The 17128-nt window shown below is 67.3% G+C and carries 15 protein-coding genes; 9 read left to right on the top strand and 6 right to left on the bottom strand.

The window, feature by feature from the left end; all coding sequences use genetic code 11:
* Positions 1 to 53: 53 nt before the first annotated feature.
* Positions 54 to 1259 (bottom strand): DUF445 domain-containing protein, encoded by a 1206-nt coding sequence (locus AC5RUK_RS10910; RefSeq protein ID WP_493988903.1) that lies wholly within the window; start codon positions 1257 to 1259, stop codon positions 54 to 56.
* Between the two features lie 256 nt (positions 1260 to 1515).
* Here AC5RUK_RS10910 and AC5RUK_RS10905 point away from each other — a divergent pair, with 256 nt between their 5' ends.
* The 4 genes from AC5RUK_RS10905 (at position 1516) to AC5RUK_RS10890 (ending at position 5923) form a co-directional block, all read left to right on the top strand.
* Entirely contained in the window at positions 1516 to 2382 is an 867-nt protein-coding gene (locus AC5RUK_RS10905) for a glycerophosphodiester phosphodiesterase family protein (protein ID WP_494106942.1), read from the top strand.
* Positions 2383 to 2429: 47 nt separating this feature from the next.
* The gene (locus AC5RUK_RS10900) at positions 2430 to 4709 is read left to right on the top strand and encodes a glycoside hydrolase family 15 protein (RefSeq protein WP_493988503.1); all 2280 of its coding nucleotides are present in this window, start codon (positions 2430 to 2432) and stop codon (positions 4707 to 4709) included.
* Between the two features lie 96 nt (positions 4710 to 4805).
* Positions 4806 to 5615 (top strand): AzlC family ABC transporter permease, encoded by an 810-nt coding sequence (locus AC5RUK_RS10895; RefSeq protein WP_493988504.1) that lies wholly within the window; start codon positions 4806 to 4808, stop codon positions 5613 to 5615.
* Positions 5612 to 5923: an AzlD domain-containing protein gene (locus AC5RUK_RS10890; protein ID WP_493988505.1), complete on the top strand. Its 312-nt coding sequence runs from the start codon at positions 5612 to 5614 to the stop codon at positions 5921 to 5923. Before AC5RUK_RS10895 ends, AC5RUK_RS10890 begins: the two co-directional genes overlap by 4 nt.
* Before the next feature lie 88 nt (positions 5924 to 6011).
* Here AC5RUK_RS10890 and AC5RUK_RS10885 read toward each other — a convergent pair whose 3' ends face one another.
* The gene (locus tag AC5RUK_RS10885) at positions 6012 to 6962 is read right to left on the bottom strand and encodes a zinc-binding dehydrogenase (RefSeq protein ID WP_493988506.1); all 951 of its coding nucleotides are present in this window, start codon (positions 6960 to 6962) and stop codon (positions 6012 to 6014) included.
* 230 nt (positions 6963 to 7192) lie between these two features.
* Between AC5RUK_RS10885 and AC5RUK_RS10880 the strand changes: the two genes are divergently transcribed.
* From AC5RUK_RS10880 to AC5RUK_RS10870, 3 genes are read left to right on the top strand one after another with little or no spacing between them, the layout of a single operon-like run.
* On the top strand, positions 7193 to 7522 hold the full coding sequence (locus AC5RUK_RS10880) for a thiamine-binding protein (protein WP_493988507.1): 330 nt from the start codon (positions 7193 to 7195) through the stop codon (positions 7520 to 7522).
* A 14-nt stretch (positions 7523 to 7536) separates the two neighbouring features.
* Complete coding sequence (locus AC5RUK_RS10875) at positions 7537 to 8226, top strand: O-methyltransferase (RefSeq protein ID WP_493988904.1); 690 nt, start codon at positions 7537 to 7539, stop codon at positions 8224 to 8226.
* Positions 8227 to 8229: 3 nt separating this feature from the next.
* The gene (locus AC5RUK_RS10870) at positions 8230 to 9087 is read left to right on the top strand and encodes a spermidine synthase (RefSeq protein WP_494152195.1); all 858 of its coding nucleotides are present in this window, start codon (positions 8230 to 8232) and stop codon (positions 9085 to 9087) included.
* Between the two features lie 270 nt (positions 9088 to 9357).
* Here the strand turns inward: AC5RUK_RS10870 and AC5RUK_RS10865 are convergent, their stop codons facing one another.
* Complete coding sequence (locus tag AC5RUK_RS10865; RefSeq protein ID WP_494152194.1) at positions 9358 to 10287, bottom strand: LysR family transcriptional regulator; 930 nt, start codon at positions 10285 to 10287, stop codon at positions 9358 to 9360.
* 157 nt (positions 10288 to 10444) lie between these two features.
* Between AC5RUK_RS10865 and AC5RUK_RS10860 the strand changes: the two genes are divergently transcribed.
* Positions 10445 to 11833 carry an MFS transporter gene (locus AC5RUK_RS10860; protein WP_493988510.1) on the top strand — a complete coding sequence of 463 codons (1389 nt, stop codon included), beginning with the start codon at positions 10445 to 10447 and terminating at the stop codon, positions 11831 to 11833.
* A 93-nt stretch (positions 11834 to 11926) separates the two neighbouring features.
* Here the strand turns inward: AC5RUK_RS10860 and AC5RUK_RS10855 are convergent, their stop codons facing one another.
* On the bottom strand, positions 11927 to 13396 hold the full coding sequence (locus AC5RUK_RS10855; protein WP_494152193.1) for an NCS2 family permease: 1470 nt from the start codon (positions 13394 to 13396) through the stop codon (positions 11927 to 11929).
* 107 nt (positions 13397 to 13503) lie between these two features.
* Positions 13504 to 14145, bottom strand: a complete 642-nt coding sequence (locus tag AC5RUK_RS10850; protein ID WP_494106939.1) for an FAD-binding protein — start codon at positions 14143 to 14145, stop codon at positions 13504 to 13506.
* Positions 14146 to 14340: 195 nt separating this feature from the next.
* On the opposite strand from AC5RUK_RS10850, the gene AC5RUK_RS10845 reads away from it, so the two are divergent.
* A complete protein-coding gene (locus AC5RUK_RS10845; protein WP_494106938.1) occupies positions 14341 to 15357 on the top strand; it encodes a universal stress protein in 1017 nt (338 codons plus the stop codon).
* Positions 15358 to 15454: 97 nt separating this feature from the next.
* Here AC5RUK_RS10845 and AC5RUK_RS10840 read toward each other — a convergent pair whose 3' ends face one another.
* A complete protein-coding gene (locus AC5RUK_RS10840; protein WP_494152192.1) occupies positions 15455 to 17032 on the bottom strand; it encodes a C40 family peptidase in 1578 nt (525 codons plus the stop codon).
* Positions 17033 to 17128: the final 96 nt, after the last annotated feature.

The following is a 17128-nucleotide window of genomic DNA, read 5'->3' as shown; positions in this document are numbered from 1 at the left end:
CGGAGCACTAGTCACGAACTGGAGCGGATGCTCCACAGGGAGCCTAGCGCCGGCTAGCCGAAGACGGCGGTGGCCACCGTGAAGATCGCCAGCCCGGCCAGGGAGCCGACCACGGTGCCGTTGATCCGGATGAACTGCAGGTCGCGGCCCACCTGGAGTTCGATTTTCCGCGACGTCTCCTGCGCATCCCAGCGCTCCACCGTTTCGGTGATCACGGCGGCAATTTGCGAACGATAGGTGCGGACCAGGTACCCGGCGGACTCCTCGATCCAGCCGTCGATCTTGGCGGCCAGCTCCGCGTCGGTGGCCAGCCGGTGGCCGAAGTCCCGGACCGCCCGCTTGAACGTCAGGCTCAACCCACTCTGGGGGTCCTCCACCGCCTCCAACAGGGCGGTCTTCAGCGTCTCCCATGTGCGGGCCGCCAGTGAACGCACTTCGGGGTCGCCCAAGGCGTTGTGCTTGATCGCTTCCACCCGCGCCATCATCTCCGGATCGTGCTGCAGGTCCTGCGCCAGGGAGTTCAGGTACCCGTCCAACTGCTGGCGCATCGGATGATCCGGGTCGGCCTGCACTGCGATGAGGAACTTGTACAACTCCAGATGCACCTTGTCGCCGACCAGCGAATCCAGGAACGGCGGGACCCAGGTCGGTGAGCGGTCCGATACCAGTCGCGCCACCGTGTCCTGGTTGTCCAACACCCAGTCGGCGGCGCGGTCCAGCAGCAGATCCACCAGCTTCAGGTGGTGTCCGTCGCGCAGCAGGTGCTCGGCCAGCCGGCCCAGCGGCGGCCCCCACTGCGGGTCGATCAAGTGCCGGCGGGCCAGTGACTCAATCAGTTCCTGCACGTCCTCGTCATTGAGGACCGTCAAGGCTCCGCGGATCGCCGTGGCGCCCTCGCGGGCAATCCGTTCGGTGTTTTCCGGCCGTTCCAGCCAGAGACCGGCCTTCGCAGTGATCCCCAGGGAGCCGATCTTGGCCTTGACCACGTCCTCGGCCAGGAAATTCTCTTCCACGAACTGGCCCAGGCTCGCGCCGATCTGGTCCTTGCGGCGCGGGATGATCGCGGTGTGCGGAATCTTCAGCCCCATCGGGTGTTTGAACAGTGCGGTCACGGCGAACCAGTCCGCGAGTGCGCCCACCATTCCGCCCTCGGCCGCGGCCCGGACATAGCTCAGCCACGGGTAGCGGTCCTGCAGCGCGAAGGACACCACGAAGACCACCGCCAAAACCAGCAGCAACCCCGTGGCGAGCAGTTTCATCCGCCGCAGGCCAGCGGCACGGACGCTGTCCGGCAACACGGAAACCTGGCTTGTACTGCCTCTCGGCGCGCTTCCCGGGATGTTTTGCGCCGCGTATCCGGCCGTCTGCCCTTCCACCGTTTCAGGTGCGACGCCGCCGCCCGTCTGAGTGCCCATGTTGCCTCCGAAACCGAATTGCCGAACGATCATCGTTCGTTCACCCATCAGTCAACCCTACGGCGGGTCCGGATGTCCGGTCATCGCGTACGGTGAATTTATGCACCAGAGGATCTACGCCCACCGTGGTTCCAGCGAGCAGTACGCGGAGAATACGAGGGCCGCTTACCTGCAGGCGATCGCCGACGGCGCCGACGGGATTGAGTGCGACATCCACCTGACCAAGGACCGCCGGCTGGTCTGTTTCCACGACTTCACGCTGGACCGCACCTCCACCGGTACCGGCAACGTGTCCGATCACACGCTGGACGAGCTGCTGCAACTGGACGTCAGTTCGTGGAAGGGCACGCCGATTCCGGCCGAGTACGGCGGCACCGCCGACCAACTGGTGACGCTGGACGACCTGGTGGACCTGATGCGGGAAGCCGGCCGGCCGCTGGGCTTGGCCATAGAGCTCAAGCACCCCAGCCCGTACGGGCAGGAGCTGGAAGACGAGGTGCTCAAGTACCTGATGGCGGAGGGCTGGGATCCGGAAACCTCCCGGCTAAACAACATTCAGCTGTCCTTCATGAGCTTCCACCCGGACGCCGTGAAATACCTGGCCGACCACATCCCCGGCCAGTATCTCTGCCAACTCCTGGACGACATCGACGCCGAGGAACTCAAGGCCAGCCTGATGATGGGCGAGTTGACCGTCGGCGCCGTCGCCGTACTGCTGCGGCGGGCGCTGTCCGAAGGCGAAGGGCTCATCGAAGCGCACCGCGTCGGGTGGGCCGGACCCGGCGTGGACTACGTGCGCTCGCATCTGCCGCTCATCCGCCGCTGGCTCGACGCCGGCACGCAGTTCCGCGTCTGGACGGTGGACGATCCGCAGGACGTGGAGCTGTGCCGGGAGTTGGGCTTCGGCGAAATCACTACCAACCGGCCGGCCGCGGTTCGCAGGCAGCTGCAGGCCGCGCCGGCCTGAAAAATTGCCGTTGCCGCAACCGGGGTCCCGTGTGATTGAGTGGAGAAATGGCATCTCCAATTGAGGACTACGCACTCATATCGGATCTGCACACGGGAGCCTTGGTGTCCCGGTCCGGAAGCATGGACTGGCTCTGCCTTCCCCGCTTCGACTCTCCCTCCGTCTTCGGTGCGCTTCTCGGGTACCCCGGGCACGGCCGCTGGCTGCTGGCCCCGGACGGTGCGCATCCGCAGGGCGGGGAACCGATGGGGGCGGAGGTGCACGGCAAACCGGGCAAGGACCCGTTGGAAGTCCAACGCAGCAGGCCGCCGGTGTCCACGCGGGAACAAGATGAAGCAGTGTCGGCAGCCCCGGGGAACCCCGGGCGGTCCGCGACGGACGAGGCCGGCAAGACTGCCGCGGTGAGGACCGGGGCCGCGGAAGCCGGACAAACCGGCGACGCGGCCGGCACCGCCGAGGCCGGCGCATCCGTGGGAGCCACTAGCGCCACGGAAACCGGCCCATCCCTGGCCGCCACCGGCGGCACCGGCGGCCCGACGACGGCAGGGCAGGGGACCGCACGCTCGACCATCACGGACACCTTGTCCCGCGGCGGCGTTGTGTCGGCACCGGCCCGCACCGAGGCTGCGGGAGACCGCAACGACACCACGGTTGCCGTAGAGGGCGCGGAGGCCGCACAGGCCGCACAGGCAGCAGAGGCGCCGTCCGCCGTCGTCGTTGAACGCTCGTATATTGAGTCGACGTTTGTGCTGCAGACCCGCTGGAAGAGCGACACCGGCGAGGCGCTGGTGACCGAGTTCATGCCGGTGGGCGACCGCCGGGCATCCCTTGTCCGCAGGGTTGAGGGCCTTTCCGGCGAAATGACCATCCGGCAGGAGCTGATCATGCGGTTCCACTACGGGGACGTGGTGCCGTGGGTGAACCGCGTGCACGACGAAACTACCGGCCGGGAATCGATCGTCGCCATCGCCGGCCCGGACGCGCTGGTGCTGCACGGGGAGCACCTGCCGCACGCCGCGAACCGCCGGCACGAAGGCGAATTTACGGTCAAGGCCGGCGAGACGGTCGACTTTGAACTGTGCTGGTTCCCGTCCCACCGGACGGTGCCGCCGGGGATCGACGTCGATGCCGCGCTGGCGGAAACGGTGCAGTACTGGCAGGACTGGTGTTCACGGTTCCCGCCCCAGGGGGACTACCACGGCATCGTCAAGCGTTCCCTGCTGGTGCTGCGCGCGATGACGCACGAGACGACCGGCGGGATCGTCGCCGCGCCGACTACCTCGTTGCCGGAGTCCTTCGGCGGGGAACGGAACTGGGACTACCGCTACGTCTGGCTGCGCGATGCGGCGTTGACGCTCGAATCGATGATGACCCACGGCTACGAAGACGAGGCGCTGCAGTGGCGCAACTGGCTGCTGCGCGCGGTGGCCGGCGATCCGGAAGACCTCCAGATCATGTACGGGGTGGCCGGGGAACGCGACCTGGAGGAACGGATCATCCCGCACCTGCCCGGCTATGAAGGGTCGGCACCGGTCCGGGTGGGAAACGGCGCGGTGGGCCAGTACCAAGCGGACGTGATCGGCGAGGTCATGGTCGCGCTGGAGAAGCTGCGCAACATGGGCGGCACCGAGGACCATTTCTCCTGGCCGCTGCAGAAGGCCATGCTGCACTACATCGAGAGGCACTTCGACCAGAAGGACCAGGGCATCTGGGAGATGCGCGGCGAACGGAAGTACTTCACCCACTCCCGGGTGATGATGTGGGCGGCGTTCGACCGCGGTGTGCGGGCGGTGCAGGAGCACGGCCTGGACGGCGAAGCCGAGCACTGGGCGGAGCTGCGCGACACGCTGCGCGAAGAGATCATGGAGCACGGCTTCAATCGCGAGATCAACTCCTTCACCCAGACCTATGACGGCACCGAGGTGGACGCCTCGCTGCTGGTACTGCCGCAGGTGGGCTTCGTGAAGTACGACGACGACCTGATGCTGGGTACCGTCGCCCGCCTGGAGCGGGAGCTGGTGGATGCGGACGGATTGATCCTGCGCTACCGGACCGAGTCGGGGCTGGACGGGCTGGCTCCGGGCGAGCACCCGTTCCTGGCCTGTTGCTTCTGGCTGGTGGAACAGTATGCCCGCTCCGGGCGGATCGGCGACGCCCGCGACCTGATGGACCGGCTGGTCGGTTACGCGAACGACCTGGGGCTGATGGCCGAGGAGTACGACACGGTGAACAAACGGATGGCCGGCAACTTCCCGCAGGCGTTCTCGCACCTGGCGCTGATCCGTGCGGCGGACGCCATCAACGGCCACGCGCAGGAAGCCGTGTAGCCGCAGCCGCTTCCCCGGCCGTGTCCACAGTTTCCACAGAGGTATCCACGGCTGGGGGCGGGGCGCTGCGGCAGCCTTCCCGGCTACTGTAGACGGGTGAAGTTTCTCCAGTCCCCGGCCGTTAAAGTGGGGCTGTCCATCTCCATCGCCACAGGGCTGTACGGGGTGTCCTTCGGCGCGCTGTCGGTGGCATCGGGGCTCAACCTCTGGCAGACCATGGCGCTGAGCCTGCTGCTGTTCAGCGGCGGCTCCCAGTTCGCCTTCATCGGAGTGATCGGCGGCGGCGGTACCGGCCTGGCCGCCATGACGGCCTCCGCCCTGTTGGGTATCCGCAACGGCATCTATGGCATGCAGATGAACGCCCTCGTCTCGCCGTCCCGCTGGTGGCGGCCGCTGGCCGCCCACGTGACCATCGACGAATCCACCGCCACGGCGTCCGGCCAGGACGACCCCGGCGAGCAGCGGCGCGGTTTTTGGACCGCCGGCGTGGGCATATTCCTGCTTTGGAATCTATTCACCCTGGTGGGCGCCTTGGCCGGCAACGCCTTGGGGGATCCGAGGCAGTGGGGCCTGGACGGAGCCGCCGTTGCCGCGTTCCTGGCGCTGCTGTGGCCGAGGCTGAAAGGCAAGGAACCGGCTGCCATTGCGATTGCCTGCGCCCTGGCCACCCTGCTTGCCGTACCGTTCGTGCCCAGCGGCGTGCCCATCCTGGTGGCGGCGGCGGTCGCGGCTGCCATCGGCTGGTTCACCCACAAACCCATTCCGGCCGGCATGGCGCCGGACATCGAGCCCTACGAGGAGCCGTATTCCGAGCACGACGGCCCCCGCACGCTCGCCAGGTCCGAGCGCCGGGCCGCGGGACGCGACGACCCGGCCGGCACCGGGGACGGAAGGGAGACGCCATGAGCCTGTGGATCTGGATACTGGCCGCCTGCCTCATCTCCTACCTCACGAAGCTGGCAGGCTACCTGGTGCCCGCCAAGTGGATGAAGAACCAGCGGATGTCCCGGGTCGCCGCCACCATGACCATCGGCCTGCTCGCTTCGCTGACCGTTGTCAACGCCTTCTCCACCGGCCAGCAGTTGGCGTTCGACGCCCGGGTCGGGGCCCTGCTGGCCGCCGCCGTCGCCCTGCTGCTGCGCGCGCCGTTCCTGGTGGTGGTCATCGCCGGTGCCGCCGCGGCCGCGCTGCTCCGCCTGGCCGGCTGGGGGTAACCGAGGGCGGCCCGCGACCGCGGAATACGGCTTATGGCAGATTGACGACGGCGGTGCGCACCGCCGTCGTCAATCTTGCAGTTAAGGGTCAGTCTGCGATCTTGGCGACCAGGCGCCCGACGACTTCGCCCTTCTTGAGCTTCTCCAGGCCCTCCGGGATTTCCTCGAAGGTGATCTCGGTGATGGTCGGAGTGAGCTTGCCGGTGGCGAAGTAATCGTAGACGCCCTGCACGTCGTCCCTGGTGCCGCCCTGCGAGCCGACCAAGGTGACCTCGGAAAGAATCAGGGCCTTGGTGCTGATGGTCGATTCCAGCCGGCCCATGCCGACCTGGACCACTCGGCCGCCGCGGCGGACCGTCTCGATGGCCTCGGCGGTGGTTGTGCCGAAGCCGGCAAAATCAACGATGACGTCCAGGCCGATCTCCTTGAACTCGGCGATGGACTTCGCCACGTCCTTGGCGCCGATCTCCTTGGCCTGGTCCCAGATCTTCTCGTTGACCTCGGCGATGTAGACGTCGGCGCCGGCCAACACGGCCACGCGGGCGCCAATGGAGCCCAGGCCGCCGAAGCCGATGATGCCGACCTTGTCGCCGGCCTTGACCTGACCGTTGGCGATGACGGCGTGGTGGCTGGTCATGCCGGCATCGGTGCCGGCCGCGCCCTGGGCGAAGCTGACGTTATCCGGGATGCGGACAAGGGCCTGCTGGTCGATGGCGGTCTTGAAGGAGAAGCCGCCGTCGAAAGCGTAGCCGGGAGCGCCGGCCGGGGTGGTCGGGCAGCAGCCCACGCGGTCGCCGACCTTCCAGTCGGTGACGCCTTCGCCGACCTCGGTGATGACGCCGGCAACCTCATGGCCGAGGGTGATGGGGCGCTTGGCCAGCGTCGAGAGCCAGCCCTCGTCCTCGAGCATGCCGACATCGGAGTGGCACAACCCGGCCGACTTGATGTCGATGACGACGCCGCCGGGTGCGGCGGTTGGCTCCTCGACTTCGTTCAGTTCAAGCGGCTCGTGGGTATTGGTGAACTGCCAGGCTTTCATGGGGTCTCCTTTGGCTTGGCGCGGATGGTGGCATTCCGCAGGCAACCGGCGGAACGGTGCGGCGGAACGTGCGGGTGCGAACCCGCACGTCCAGTTTAGCTACAGAACACCCCATTTTTTATGCATATGCATGTAAAGTGCGTCACGTACAGTGCTGCCTGAGGCCTCCCGGTTGCGGCAGGTGACATCGGACCTGTGCGCCGGCACGGGTGCTGTGGAAGACTGAAGCCATGCTTGTAGCCTTCTCTGTTGCACCCTCCGGGGTGCCCGTCGCCGGTCCCGCACCCCATGACGCCTCGGTCCATGACGCGGTGGCCGAGGCCGTCCGGATCGTCCGGGAATCCGGGCTGCCGAACCATACCGACGCGATGTTCACCACCATCGAGGGCGAGTGGGACGAGGTGATGGCCGTGATCAAGCGTGCCACCGAGGCCGTGGGCCGTCACGGATCCCGCGTGTCGCTGGTGCTCAAGGCGGACATTCGTCCGGGATACTACGGCGAGCTCAACGGCAAGGTGGACCGGCTGGAGGCTGCCATCGCCGAGCAGGAGCAGCAGTGACCGTCCAACCGGGCATGCCGGACGTCGATTCGGCAGCGGCGTGGACCGCCGTCGAAGACTACCTGACCGTCACCTTGGTGGGGGAGGACCAGTCCCAGGTCGCGGCCAGGGAGGGGGCCGCACAAGAAGGCCTGCCCGCGATCGAGGTGAGCGCAACCCAGGGCAAGCTGCTGATGCTGCTGGCCAGGCTGACCGGTGCGCGCAAGGTGCTGGAGATCGGCACGCTCGGTGGCTACAGCACCATCTGGTTGGCCCGCGGACTGCCGGACGACGGCGAGGTGGTCAGCTGCGAGTACGAACCGCGGCACGCCGAGGTGGCGCAGCGGAACCTGGAGGCCGCCGGCGTCGCGGAGAAAGTCAGCATCCGGGTAGGCGCCGCGCTGGAAACCCTGCCGCAACTGGCCGACGAGAATGTCGGGCCGTTCGACCTGGTGTTCATCGACGCGGACAAGGAAAACAACCGGCACTACGTTGAGTGGGCCCTGCAGCTGACCCGCCCCGGCAGCCTGATTGTGGTGGATAACGTGGTCCGTTCCGGCAAGGTGCTGACCAATGGCGGCGACGCCAGCGCGGAGGACCGCGACATCCGCGGTACCCGCGATGCACTGGCGCTGCTGGGCTCCGACGAGCGCTTGGACGCCACCGCGATCCAGACCGTGGGCGGCAAGGGCTGGGACGGCTTCGCGCTGGCGCTGGTCAAGTAGCCGATGGCGCGGCGAAGCACCCGTGCCGAGACGGCACGGGAGCCGGAGGCGTCAGGCGGGCCCGTCGAGGGACGCTACGAAATTTCCTCCGGGATTGCGGAGCTGGTCCGCGAACCCGATTCGGCGGACAGCTGGCTGTTGAAGATCAACGGCGTCCAGTCCTCCCACGTGGTGGTCGGCGATCCGATGCGGCTGGACTTCGAATACATGCGCTGGATGGCGGCGCTGATCGCATCCCGCTGGGGCCCCGAGGCACGGCTGCGGGCCCTCCACCTGGGCGGCGGAGCGTGCTCAATGGCCCGCTACCTGGCGGCCGCCTACCCGCAGGCGCGGCAGGTCGTCGTCGAGATCGACGCGAAGCTGGCCGACCTGGTGCGCCAGTGGTTCGACATCCCGCGTGCGCCGTTGGTGCGCATCAGGGTGGGCGAAGCGAGGGCGGTCACCGAATCACTGAGCGAGGACAGCCGGGACCTGTTGGTCCGCGACGTCTTCTCCGGCAGCGAGACCCCGTACGGACTGACCACGCTGGAATTCACCCGGGCGGCGCGGCGCGTCCTCTCGCCCGGCGGGATCTACCTGGTGAACTGCGGCGATACGCCCCAGCTGGCCGGTGCCCGCGAGGAAGTTGCGACCATCGGCGAGGTGTTCGAGCATCGGGTGATCATTGCCGATCCGCCAATGCTCAAGGGCCGCCGGCACGGAAACGTGGTGATCGCGGCCAGCGACCAGCCGCTGGAAACCGGTCCGGGACTCGTCCGGGAGTTGCTGCACGGTGCCGTGCCGGCACAGCTGTGGGACGGGCCGAGGGTAGAGAAGTTTTGCAGAGGATCGGCGATCCGGCAAGACCGGCCGGCCAATTAGGGGCCTTTCCCGGAACGTTATGACTTCGGCCGGAATTTGTTTGTAAGATGGACACGAACGGCCGTGCAGCGGCCGTACTAGGCCCGGGAGTGAGCCGCTTGCGGCTGGCTCTCCGGAGGCAGGCATAGAAAGAACGGCTTCGACACTATGGATGGTGGCTGGAGCGCTATGTCTGCTCAGCCGGATTCGATCCGGCGCCGGATGCCGGGTGCTGACAACCTAATCCCCCCAAGTTAGGTCCAGTGCCCGGCATCTCGGTCATTAATCCTTTCACCGGAGCTTGCTCTCGGTACCCTTCCCCAGCAGCTCGGCTTCCCGGCTGCGTGTCTCACGCCTGAGCGCATCAACGACCGCCGCCACCGCCGGCTGCCGCAGCGACTCCGGGCGTGCCACCAGCCAGTAGCCGAGCCGCTCCTCCAGTTCCCCCGGCAGGATGCGGACCAGGTCCGGGTGGTGGTTGGCCATGAAGCAGGGCAGCAGGCCGAGGCCGGCACCGGCGCGGGTTGCCTCTACGTGGACGAACACGTTGGTGGAACCCAGGGCGGTGGCCATCGCCGGCAGCAAGCGGCGCGCGGCGTCGAGATCGTCGACCTGCAGCATGGAGTCCACGAAATAGACCAGCGGGTGGTTCATGGCCGCGCGCACGCTGTCCGGTGCGCCGTGTTCGGCCAGATAGTCCCGGGAACCGTAGAGGCCCAGCACATAGTTGCCCAGCCGGATGGATCGGGCACGGATGACCTGCGGCCGCCCGACGACGACTTCGAAATCCAGGCCCGGCCGGTGTTGCGAGGCCTGGCGGGCGGCGGTAACAATTTCCACGCTGAGCCTGGGATGGTGCTGCTGCAGGCGGGCAATCGCCGGGGCGGCGACGAACGCGCTGAAACCGTCGGTGGCGGACATCCTCACGACCCCGGCCAACCGGTCGGCCTGATCCGGCGTGCGCCCGAGCTCCGTCAGCGATTCTTCGATCCGCTCGGCCACCGCTGCCGCCTTGCGGCCCAGGTCGGTCAGCTCCCAGCCGCCCGGCGCCCCGGAGAACACGCGGCCGCCCAGGGCCTTTTCGACGGCGGCGATGCGACGCGAGACGGTGGTGTGGTTCAGGCCCAGGTTTTCGGCCGCCGAGGTATACCGGCCGGTGCGGGCGACCGCGAGGAGGATGATCAGGTCGTCCGGCTTGGCGGACTGGGGCGCGGGAGGCATATCTGCATCTTTGCAGACCATGCCTGCAAAGTTTGTCATTGATGCACATGCGGGAGCGGGGAATACTCGGCTACGTCTGATTGTGACCACACTCACAGCGTGCGGGGGGAGTCCGGCGGCAAACGCCGCAGTATCCGCACGCCATGCAAGGAGAATGATGAGCGCCCACGCTACCCCCACCGGACCCGGATCCGGCACGACGCACGAGTCGCCGCCGTCGGTCCTGCGCAAGGTCGTCACCGCTTCCATGGCCGGCACGGTCGTGGAATGGTACGAGTTCTTCCTCTATGCCACCGCGGCCACGCTGGTTTTCGGTGCCCTGTTCTTCCCGAATGCGGGCACCGAACTGGACGCGATCATCGCCGCCTTCGTCACCTTCGCCGTCGGCTTCATTGCCCGGCCGCTGGGCGGGATCGTGTTCGGCCACTTCGGCGACAAGCTGGGCCGGAAGAAGCTGCTGCAGGTGAGCATCATCCTGATCGGTGCCGCCACGTTCCTGATGGGCTGCCTGCCAGGGTTCGACCAGATCGGCTACTGGGCACCGGGCCTGCTGGTGGTGCTGCGGTTCGTCCAGGGTTTTGCCATCGGCGGCGAATGGGGCGGCGCGGTCCTCCTGGTGGCCGAGCACAGCCCGGCTGCCAAGCGCGGCTTCTGGGCGTCCTGGCCGCAGGCGGGTGTGCCGATGGGCAACATGCTGGCCACGGTAGTGCTGTGGGTGATGTCCGGCATCCTCTCAGAGGCCGAGTTCCAGGCCTGGGGCTGGCGCGTTGCCTTCTGGCTCTCTGCAGTCATCGTGCTCGTCGGCTACTACATCCGCACCAAGGTCACCGAGGCGCCGATCTTCCTGGAAGCCCAGGCCGAGTCTGCCAAGGTGAAGTCCACGTCCTACGGCGTCGTGGAAGTGATGAAGAAGTACCCGCGCGGCGTGTTCACTGCCATGGGGCTGCGCGTGGCGGAGAACATCATCTACTACATCGTGGTGGCCTTCTCCATCACGTATCTGAAGACCGTTCATGACTTCGATGTCACCACGGTACTGGGCCTGCTGATCCTGGCGCACGCCTTCCACTTCGTCGTGATCCCGTTCTACGGGCGCCTGTCGGACAACATTGGCCGCCGCCCGGTCTACATGGCCGGCGCCGTGCTGTCGGGGGTCTGGGCCTTCGTCGCCTTCCCGATGTTCGACACGCAGAACCCGATCATCATCCTGGCCGCGATCTTCCTGGGCCTTGCCGTGCACGGGCTGATGTATGCGGGGCAGCCGGCCATCATGGCCGAGATGTTCCCGACCCGGATGCGCTACTCCGGTGTCTCGCTGGGCTACCAGGTGACGTCGATCTTCGCCGGTTCGCTCGCCCCGATCATCGCTTCCACGCTGCTGAAGGACTTCGAGCACTGGCTGCCGGTTGCCTTGTACCTGGTGGTCGCTTCGGCCATCACCGTCGTGGCAGTGATCTTCACCCGCGAAACGAAGGGCGCCTCCCTGCGCGACCTGGACCGGGCCGACCTGGCACGCACGGAAGCAGAAGTGCGGGCCCAGGCCTAGACGCGACGGCGCAAGCCAAGCGAGTAAAACCGAGGGGACCGGTGCCACCCGTTGCGGGCGGTACCGGTCCCTTTCGCCTCGGCTGACCTGCGGTCAGCGGAAGCCGATGAGCTGCTCGACCGGGCCCATGCCGAAGAAGAGCACGAAGGCCGCGGCCACCGCCCACATCAGCGGGTGGATGTCCTTGGCCCGGCCCTGGAAGGTGCGCACCAGCACATAGGCGATAAAGCCCGCGCCCAGGCCGTTGGCGATCGAATACGTGAAGGGCATCAGCGTGAACGTCAGGAAGGCCGGAATGGCCACGCCCCAGTCGGACCAGTCGATCTTGCCCACCTGCGACACCATCATGAAACCGACGACGACGAGCGCCGGCGCCACTGCCTCGAACGGCACCAGCGAGATCAGCGGCGTGAAGAACATGGCCACCAGGAACAGCAGGCCGGTGACAACGTTGGCCAGGCCTGTGCGCGCGCCTTCCCCGATCCCGGCGCCGGACTCGACGTAGATCTGGTTTGAGGAGACGGATCCCGCACCGCCGGCGATGGCCCCCGCTGCGTCGACCAGCAGCACGCGGTCAACATGCGGGATGTTGCCCTCTTTGTCCGTCAGCCCGGCCTCGTTGGCCAGGCCGACCATCGTGCCCATGGCGTCGAAGAAGATGCTCAACAGGATCGCAAACGCCAGCAGGGAAGCGGCCGTGACACCCAGCGTCCCGAAGGCACCGAAGAGGCTGGCCTGGCCGATCAGGGACAGGTCGGGCAGCCCCACCCAGCTGCCGCTCGGCAGCTCGGGCACCACCAGGGACCATCCCAGCGGATTGGGGCCGTCGGGACCCATTGACGGGCCGACGTCGGCTACTGCCTCGATGACCACCGCGAGCACGGTGGCGGCGATGACGCCGATCAGGATGCCACCCTTGACCTTCTTGACCACCAGGGCGATCGTCAGGATGAGGCCGAAGACGAAGACAAGGATCGGCCAGCCCAGCAGGACGCCGTCGAACCCGAGCCCAACAGGAACGGTGGTGCCCGCTGCGTCGGGAATGCGGCGGATGAAGCCGGCGTTGACCAGGCCGATCAGGGCAATGAACATGCCGATGCCCACCACGATGGCGGTCTTGAGGCTTTGCGGCACGGCGTTGAACACCGCGGTCCGGAAACCGGTCAGGACTAGGATCAGCATGGTGATGCCGGAGAGGATCACCAGCCCCATCACATCGGGCCAGGTCAGGCCCGGGTTGGTGGCAACTGTGATGGCGATGAAGGCGTTGACGCCCAGGCCCGTAGCGAGGGCGAACGGGTACTTGGCCCACGCCCCCATCACGATCGTCAGCACGCCGGCCACGAGGGCCGTGACCGCCGCGACGCGTTCGGCGCCGAGCATGGCGCCGGTTGAATCGGCGCCGCCCAGGACCAGCGGGTTCAGCACCACGATGTAGCTCATTGCGAAGAACGTGGCCAGGCCGCCGCGGATTTCGCGCGAATAGTTGGAACCGCGCTTGGTGATCTCGAAGTAACGGTCGAGCACCGAAGTCTTGGCGGCTACTGCTCCCTTTTGGGGCATAGGGAATGTCCTCCACAGGTAAGTGGTATGGTCGGGAATTTCCCCAAAATTCTAGCCCCTACGGCACGCGGAGGCGTACGACGCCGCTGTTCCCCGCCTTCCCGAAGTCAGGCGACGGCCGGCCGGGAGGTGGAAGCGATGGCATTGCCGGCCACTTTCGCCTGCCGAATGATCTCCCGCGTGCTCGGGGCCAGCAGGTCCGCCACGCCGACCAGGTAGAGGCTGATCGCTTTCAGGACGGAGGCAAGGTTTTCGCCGGCCGCGATGCCCAGGCTTCGGAGCAACCGGCGCATCTGGTTTTGCGCGCAGCCCGTCAGGACGATGGAATCGGCTACGAGCAAGCCGTTTTCGGTGCGGATCACCCACTTCTGGTCCTTGTCCCTGCTGATCGCGGGGGCCGCGCGGGTATCCAGCGGCGTGGATGCATCCGCCGGTGCCGCGGGCGCTGTTTTTTCCGACGTCTTGGTGACGCCGCAAACGTGGGTGCTGTGGCGGATGTCCAGCGCGTGGCTGGCGGCGTACGCCTGCAGCAAGCGCAGCAGGTCGTTGCGTTCGCTCCGGTGCGCCGAATCAGCCAACGGGGACCGGCGGCCGTGGTCGGCCGGCTGGGGGAGCAACCCCTCCACGACGATCGATGACACGCCCTGGCGGCTCAGTTCACTAGCCACGGCCAGCCCGGGCAGCCCGGAACCGATGACCACCGTGGTGGTGTATTCGGTAGGCACTTCTGGTACGGAAACGCCACTCACTGCACGGACTCCTTGGACGGTAGGGAGAACCTCGGACGGCGACGGACCGCCCGCAAACGCATTGTGAAACTGTTATTAAACACAATTTTCATCGAAGCCTACATAACTTTTCGGCCACTGAGAAGCACCTTGTTGCAGAGTAAGCTGAGGGTAACGGGCGAGGAGGCCCGCGCGACGTTGAGGGAGGCGGAACTAATGACAGAAGCCACAGGTTCAGACGCCGGACAGGGCGCCGCACCCCGCGGCATTGTCGTCGGAGTCGATGGCTCCGATCAGAGTATCTGCGCGTTGGTTTGGGCTGCGGAGGAGGCGCAACGGCGCAGGACCCCGCTGCACGTCGTGACCGCCTACACCGTTCCGGTCTTCGCTGCCTCCAGCATGGATGCCGGCTATGCCACGCTGGATGATTCGGTGATCCGCGAAGGCGCCGAAGCCGTGCTCGAGCAGGCAGTGTCCAAAGTCACCGGTTACGGCTTGGATATCGATGCCCGGGTGGAAACCGGCGACGCCGCCGGGGTCCTGCTGGAACTCTCCGAACAGGCCGAGCTGGTCGTGGTCGGTACGCGCGGCCGCGGCGGCTTCATGGGCCGGTTGTTGGGCTCGGTGAGCAGCGCTGTCCCGGCCCACGCCTCCTGCCCGACGGTGACGATTCCGCTGGCCTGCGCGCCGCGTCTCGGCGACTTGGACATCGAGGTTCCACGGTCGAAGGACCAGGCGATCCGCCCCGAGGACGTCCAGAAGGTGGTCGTGGTCGGGGTCGATGGTTCCGAGCAGGCACGCAACGCCACCCTGGTGGCCGCAGAGCAGGCCGAGCGGCTCGGCTATCCGCTGAAGGTCATATGCGCCGTGCCGCCGTTCACCGGCTCGCTGGCCTGGGTGCCGGCACCGCTGGACCGCGAGGCGCTCTATGCGGACATCCGTGAGCAGCTCGACGCCGGCGTGGCATGGCTCAAGAGCCACTTCCCCGGGCTGCACGTCACCGGTGAAGTACAGGACGGCTCCCCGGTGGAACTGTTGATTGAGGCGTCACGCACCGCCGAACTGCTGGTGGTTGGCACCCGCGGCCGCGGCGGCTTCGCCGGCATGTTGCTCGGCTCCACCAGCCAGGGTGTGCTGCACCATGCCAAGGGTCCCGTCATGGTGGTACCGGACAAGCACGATCCGCGCCTGGACGACCGCCGGAACTTTGGTCCCCTGCCGGACGTCGAATAGCAGTCCCCTGCCGGACACCGGATAGCAGCAGCTTGGAAACGGGCCGGGCCCGGAACCCCAAAGGTTCCGGGCCCGGCTCGGTTAAGCGGCGTCTGCCTTAGACGGCCCAGCGGGCACCGAACGTGTGCAGCTTGCCGTACATGTGGCTGATGTTGGTGACGGTCAAGCCGACCTCTGGATTCAGGGCGTGGACCACCTGCCAGTTGCCGACGTAGATGCCAACGTGCCAGAGGGCGTTCGGCTCGCCCCAGAAGACCAAATCGCCCGGCTGGAGCTGGGCAAGCGGCACCTTGTACGGTGCGTAGTCGAACTGGGCCTGGGCAACGCGGGGGAGACTGCGGCCTGCATTGGCGAACGCCTGCTGCGTCAGACCGGAGCAGTCGAATCCGACCGGACCGTTGCCGCCCCAGACATACTTTGCTTTCGGGTCGGCCTGCCGGGCCATCGCGTAGTTGATGGCAGCGTTGGCGATGCCCGCGTTGCTGCCGGGGGCCGGAGCCGGTGCGGGCGGTGCCGGGCTCGGCTTGGCCTCCGGGGCCGGTTGAGGGGCCGGCGGCGGAGGCGGGGCCGGGGCGGGCGTCGAGGGCCGGGACGGCGCAGGCGCCGCGGGACGTGACGCCGGTGGCGGAGTGGACGGAGCCGGCCGGGAGGTTGCCGGCGGGGTGGACGGAGCTTCCGGCCGGGAGGTTGCCGGCGGGGCAGCCGGCCGGGCCGGCGAGATGTCTTCACTGGCCGCCGCAACCGTAGAGTCCTGCGCGTTTGAACTGCCGCCGGAGGGCCGCTGGGCCGCAGCGGCCTCCTGCGCCGACTGCTCGACCAGGGCCTGGAGCGCTCGTTCCTGCTCGCCGCGCTCCAGAGCGGTGATGCGTGCGTCCTCTTCGCCGGTGCTGGTCCCACGCAGTTCGGCCAGATGCACCAGGAGGGCCTGCCGCTGTTCCTCGTAGCGCACGACGAGCTGCTCCTGTGCGGCGCTGGCGGCCTTCGCGTCCGATTCCGCGGCCTCCGCGGCTACTGCCGCGTCCCGCGCGGCCTCTTCGGCCTGCGTGACGTAGAGCTCCCAGGATGCCCACAGCTGGGCGGCCTGCTGGGATTCGCTCAGCGTCTGCGAGCGGTTCGTCGTCAGGGCGTCGAGAGTTGAGGCCTTGTACAGGACGTCGCCGGCTGCCCTGCTGTCCAGCAGCGAGCTGAGGGCGGGGTTGACGCCGCCGTTCCGGTACAGCTCACCGGCCAGCTGTCCCACCTGATTCTTGACCGACTCGAAGTACTCCGCGGCTTGCGACGCCTTGGCCTTGGCGTCATCGAGTTCGGCGGTCCGCTCCTGCTGCTTCAACAGCGACTCGCTGTAGGCGTTTTGCGATCGCATTGAATCGAACTGCGCGTTGGCAAGATTTCCAGAAGCTGCCCTGAGCTGCTCTTCGATCCGGTCCACAAGGGCCTGGGTGGCCGCTGCATCGCCCTTGGCGTCGTCGATCTCCTCGCCGGACGGCAGCGTGGGTGCGGCCGGCAGGATGATGCGCTGCGACGTCATCTGCGGCAACTGTCCCGCCGGTGCGGCTACGGCCGGCGCCAGGGCCGGAACGCAGATTAACAGGGCGGTAGCCGAGAAGAGCACGACGGCGCGCATCGGCGTCGTCGATCGATGCGGGGCAGGACGCCCCGCGGGAAGCAGCCTCATCCGAACGGGTCCTTACTAGGAGCGCTGTAAATGCACGCGCCCTTTCAGGACGGCCGGCCTTGGGACCGGAGCGGTCAATGTGCGAACTGGTGGCAC

The organism is Arthrobacter sp. Y3223065 (assembly GCF_059090885.1).
Note: the sequence above shows the minus strand (reverse complement) of the source record. Positions and strands in the feature narration are given on the sequence as shown.

Bases quoted from the DNA above. Each gene is read 5' to 3' on its own strand.
- AC5RUK_RS10905 (WP_494106942.1), top strand. From the start codon at position 1,516: ATGCACCAGAGGATCTACGCCCACCGTGGTTCCAGCGAGCAGTACGCG.
- AC5RUK_RS10860 (WP_493988510.1), top strand. From the start codon at position 10,445: ATGAGCGCCCACGCTACCCCCACCGGACCCGGATCCGGCACGACGCAC.
- AC5RUK_RS10885 (WP_493988506.1), bottom strand. From the start codon at position 6,962: ATGAAAGCCTGGCAGTTCACCAATACCCACGAGCCGCTTGAACTGAAC.
- AC5RUK_RS10910 (WP_493988903.1), bottom strand. From the start codon at position 1,259: ATGAAACTGCTCGCCACGGGGTTGCTGCTGGTTTTGGCGGTGGTCTTC.
- AC5RUK_RS10855 (WP_494152193.1), bottom strand. From the start codon at position 13,396: ATGCCCCAAAAGGGAGCAGTAGCCGCCAAGACTTCGGTGCTCGACCGT.
- AC5RUK_RS10875 (WP_493988904.1), top strand. From the start codon at position 7,537: ATGCCGGACGTCGATTCGGCAGCGGCGTGGACCGCCGTCGAAGACTAC.
- AC5RUK_RS10840 (WP_494152192.1), bottom strand. From the start codon at position 17,032: ATGAGGCTGCTTCCCGCGGGGCGTCCTGCCCCGCATCGATCGACGACG.
- AC5RUK_RS10880 (WP_493988507.1), top strand. From the start codon at position 7,193: ATGCTTGTAGCCTTCTCTGTTGCACCCTCCGGGGTGCCCGTCGCCGGT.
- AC5RUK_RS10845 (WP_494106938.1), top strand. From the start codon at position 14,341: ATGACAGAAGCCACAGGTTCAGACGCCGGACAGGGCGCCGCACCCCGC.
- AC5RUK_RS10900 (WP_493988503.1), top strand. From the start codon at position 2,430: ATGGCATCTCCAATTGAGGACTACGCACTCATATCGGATCTGCACACG.
- AC5RUK_RS10870 (WP_494152195.1), top strand. From the start codon at position 8,230: ATGGCGCGGCGAAGCACCCGTGCCGAGACGGCACGGGAGCCGGAGGCG.
- AC5RUK_RS10890 (WP_493988505.1), top strand. From the start codon at position 5,612: ATGAGCCTGTGGATCTGGATACTGGCCGCCTGCCTCATCTCCTACCTC.
- AC5RUK_RS10865 (WP_494152194.1), bottom strand. From the start codon at position 10,287: ATGCCTCCCGCGCCCCAGTCCGCCAAGCCGGACGACCTGATCATCCTC.